Annotated in this window: 3 protein-coding genes; 2 read left to right on the top strand and 1 reads right to left on the bottom strand. The window is 65.3% G+C overall.

Translation table 11 applies throughout. The annotated features are described in order from the left end of the window. On the bottom strand, positions 1 to 1,193 hold a 1,193-nt coding region (locus tag FV228_RS25910; protein ID WP_147857162.1), incomplete at its 3' end, for a methyltransferase domain-containing protein. An 82-nt stretch (positions 1,194 to 1,275) separates the two neighbouring features. On the opposite strand from FV228_RS25910, the gene FV228_RS25905 reads away from it, so the two are divergent. Together FV228_RS25905 and FV228_RS25900 are read left to right on the top strand one after the other, a co-directional pair. Continuing rightward, entirely contained in the window at positions 1,276 to 2,118 is an 843-nt protein-coding gene (locus FV228_RS25905; protein WP_147857161.1) for a glycosyltransferase family 2 protein, read from the top strand. A gap of 231 nt (positions 2,119 to 2,349) precedes the next feature. Continuing rightward, the coding region (locus FV228_RS25900; protein ID WP_210247822.1) for a triphosphoribosyl-dephospho-CoA synthase at positions 2,350 to 2,777 on the top strand (428 nt) is incomplete at its 3' end.

Genomic DNA, 2,777 nt, shown 5'->3' with positions numbered 1-2,777 from the left:
GCCAGGAGCGGATCGGCGAACTGCGCCGCGCCGAGCGGCACGACCAGGACCGCGTTGTCGGCCAGCGTCGGATCGTCCTCGTCGGCCCCCGCCGGATCGTCGGAGGCTTTCCGCGGATGCAGGATCTTCGTCGCCTCGTTCAGCAGGATCTGGTGCTGGATCGGAGCCAGGGCGTTCGCCGGGACGTCCTGGCCGGCCAGCGCGATCAGGTCCTTGAACCGGCGGCGCTTCAGGCCGAACCGACCGGTGCTGGCCTGCACCGCCGCGAGCACCCGCTTCAGCGCTGCCGTGCGGTATTCGGCGCGCAGGAGCTGGTCGCGCAAGGTCGCCGCCGTCTCGCTCAGCGGCCCGTCCGGTAATTGTCGTGCCTGATCTGCCAGTTCCAAGATCACCCGCTGCATCAAGGTCGTGCGTTGCCGCCGGGCCTCGTCGTCGGAGGGGCGCGACGCGCCCTTGCGCAGCCAGACGAAGAACTCCGTCGCATGCCGCTCCTGGATGTCCTCGACCGCAAGATCGAGATAGCCGAGAAGCGACAATTCCAGGATCATCAGGCTGAAGCTCGACGGCACGAACACCCAGGCATGCGCGTCGGTGTAATCGGGACGCTGGGCGGCCGCATGCCATTGCGGGGCGTCGGTGAGCGGGCAGACCGGTTCGGCCAGCTGAAAATCGCCCGCGGCCCAAGCGCCGGCCCCGCCCGGCTTCAACGCCATGTTGAGGGCGTAGTCGATATGCGTGCGCAGCGTGTGCCGGTCCCGGCGCTCGAGGAACGCCGTGATCGCGTCTGCCGTGCCGGAGAGCGGGCGGTAGAAGTCGAAGCACTTGCGTTTGTCCGGCACGGCCAGGATCACGACGCCGTCCGGCTTCAGCAGCGTCTCCGCGGCTCTCAGAAACGTGACGATGTCGGTCGTGTGCTCGATGACATGGCTGGCGATGAAGGCGTCGAAAGTCCCGTGCCGATCGCCCGGGACCGCATCTGCCAGCGAGCCACCGGTCCAGACGATGTCGACCTCCTCGATCCGGTCGATCGTCTGGTCATGGTATTTCTTGAGGAGGTCCTCGCGCGACGCGTGGTCGACGACGATCGTGTTCCAGCCGTCGCGCTTCGGAGCAAGAGGATTGAAGCTGGGGCCGATCTCGATGATCCGCGCGTCCTTGCTCAGAGATCGCAACAGTTGCGGCGCTCGCTCCATGTTCAGCTTAGCTCCTCATTAGCGTGCCGCCGCGTACGATGGCGGCGGAGGATCGAAATTTCGTTGCGGAGGAAATCGTCCGGTGGAGAAAAGGCCGCTCGCCGTGGTCACCATGGCCTACAATGAAAGTACGATGTTACCGCTGTGGTTGAGGCACTACGACCGGCAGGTCGGGGCCGAGAACTGTTACGTTCTCGATCACGGCTCCGATGACGGTTCGACGATGGGGATTCATGCGAACCGGATCCGGTTGCCGAGAACCCCCTTGGACGAATGGCAGCGCGTGAGCACAATTCGCGATTTTTGTGCCTCGTTGTTCATTGGTTTCAAGTGCGTGCTCTTCACCGATGCCGACGAATTGGTCGTTGTCGATCCGGATGTCGCATCATCACTGTCGGAATATATCGCGTCTCGGGATGTGCCGCCGGTCCTCGACCTGTTCGGTGCCGACGTCCGCCATGTCGAGGGTGAAGCGCCGATCGACCTTCAGCGCCCCGTATCGTCGCAACGCGGATATATCCGCTCGATCTCGTCCCTATGCAAGGCGACGCTGATCTCCAAGCGCACCGACTGGCATATCGGTTTTCACTGTCTCGTCCACGATCATAGACCGAAATTCGGCGATCTGTTCTTGTTTCATCTGGCCCATTGCGACAACGATATCTTGTTCGAGCGCCAGAAGAAGCGCAACGCCGCCGCTCCGGTGGGTATTCCGGGTTCACACCACGCCATTCCGCCGTCAGCGTTTCGGGATCACATCAAGACCGAACTCGCCGGACTCACGAGACGACGCATCCAGCTGCGTGCCGGCGAAGATCTCTTCGAGACGACGAAGAGAATATTCGCCGACGCAATCGAGCGCAAGAGTTGGGCGCAGGCGCCTGATCTTTGGCACTTGCCGGACCGGTTCGTCGGATCGTTTTAGAGCGCTCGCAGCCGAAGTGGATGCCGGTTCGGCGTCATCGAGCGCGTTGAATCGACGGCTTCGACGGCCCGGCAGGCCGGCACGCACGGGCGTCCGTGGCAGCGGTTCGATTGACCGTCGCGCGGGCGGTGCGTAGCAGCTTACCGATGCCGACCCGCCGCCGTCCGCATCGGCCGCAGGTCGCGCCGGCCCGGGCATCACGATCGATCGAATCCGCGTTGGAGAAGCCGCATTTTTGACCTGTGCGTTCAGGACAAGCGGCACGCTTCGGAACCTTGGCCCGAGCGCGTGGCGGATCTCGCGCACGCGGCGCTGATCGATGAGCTGAAGACGTGGCCCAAGCCCGGTCTCGTGAGCCCGATCGATTCCGGCAGCCACCACGACATGGATGCCGGCACCCTGCGCCGGAGCGCGGCGGCGATCCGGCCCTTCTTCGTCGCGCTCGTGTCGGCGGGCCGCGAAGGCGCCGGAATGGCCGACCTGCGGGCGATCGGCTTGCGGGCCGAGGCGGCGATGCTGGAGGCGACCGGCGGCGTCAACGCCCATCGCGGCGCGATCTTTTCCCTGGGGCTGATCTGTGCCGGCGCCGGTGTGACCGGGAACATCCCGGCCTCGGCCGAGGCCCGGGCCGAGGCCGTGGGCCGGCTGTGGGGCGGGGC

It is taken from the genome of Methylobacterium sp. WL18 (assembly GCF_008040015.1).
Taxonomy (GTDB): domain Bacteria; phylum Pseudomonadota; class Alphaproteobacteria; order Rhizobiales; family Beijerinckiaceae; genus Methylobacterium; species Methylobacterium mesophilicum.
Note: the sequence above shows the minus strand (reverse complement) of the source record. Positions and strands in the feature narration are given on the sequence as shown.